Source organism: Mycobacterium sp. E2327, from assembly GCF_001672675.1.
Lineage (GTDB): Bacteria > Actinomycetota > Actinomycetes > Mycobacteriales > Mycobacteriaceae > Mycobacterium.
In genome coordinates, this window is record NZ_LZKE01000153.1 from 1 (window position 1) to 870 (window position 870).

Annotated in this window: 2 protein-coding genes; one reads left to right on the top strand and one right to left on the bottom strand. The window is 73.1% G+C overall.

Annotated features, from left to right (window positions below; all coding sequences use genetic code 11):
• The coding region (locus A5712_RS31415) for a hypothetical protein (RefSeq protein WP_304528668.1) at window positions 1-400 on the top strand (400 nt) is incomplete at its 5' end.
• A gap of 6 nt (window positions 401-406) precedes the next feature.
• On the opposite strand, the gene A5712_RS18435 is transcribed toward A5712_RS31415, so the two are convergent.
• Window positions 407-870 (bottom strand): transglutaminase family protein (locus A5712_RS18435; RefSeq protein WP_197519433.1); only part of this gene is annotated, 464 nt, incomplete at its 5' end.

Genomic DNA, 870 nt, shown 5'->3' on the forward strand with positions numbered 1-870 from the left:
GGGCCGGGGCGGATTCGTCTACGGCGACGGCGGCATCGGCGGTGGCGCCGGAGCGGGCACCGCGACACACCCGGTCGGGGGGCACGGCGGCGAAGGCGGCGCCGCGATCGGGCTGATCGGCAACGGCGGCAACGCGGGCGCCGGCGGATCCGGCTTTGGGGCGACCGGGCCGGGTGGCGTCGGCGGCAACGGCGGCTCCGGGGCGCTGTTGTTGGGCAACGGCGGCCGGGGCGGCAACGGCGGCGCGGCAACCCCGCCCTTGGGCGGCTCCGGCGGTAGCGGCGGCAACGCTCAGCTGATCGGCATCGGCGGCGCCGGCGGCACCGGCCTCGACGGCGGCTCCGGCGGGGCCGGCGGCGCGGGCGGCAAGCTGTTGGGCCTGCCGGGCCCGCACGGCTAACGGCCTTCAGGCCAGTCGGGTGACCTCCACGATCACGTCGAGATCGGTCGCCCCTTCCCCGGAATAGATGCCCTTGAGCGGGGCGACGTCGGTGTAGTCGCGCCCGGCGCCGACGCTGACGTACTGCTCGGTGATCTCGCTGTCGTTGGTGGGGTCGAAGCTCCACCAGCCACCGGTCCACGCCTGAATCCACGCGTGGCTTCGCCCGTCGACGGTGTCGCCCACGACGGCGTTCCGCTTCGGGTGCAGATACCCGGACACGTAGCGTCCCGGAATTCCCATGGCGCGCAATAACATCAGCGACAGGTGCACGAAGTCCTGGCAGACGCCCTTGCCTTCGTTCAGCGCGTCCAGCCCGGAGGAGTGCACCCCGGTGGTCCCCGGCAGATAATCCAGCTCGCCGCGCACCCACTTGCCCGCCACGACGACGGCCTCGGCGGGGTCATAGGACTTGGCGATCTTCTTGGCCA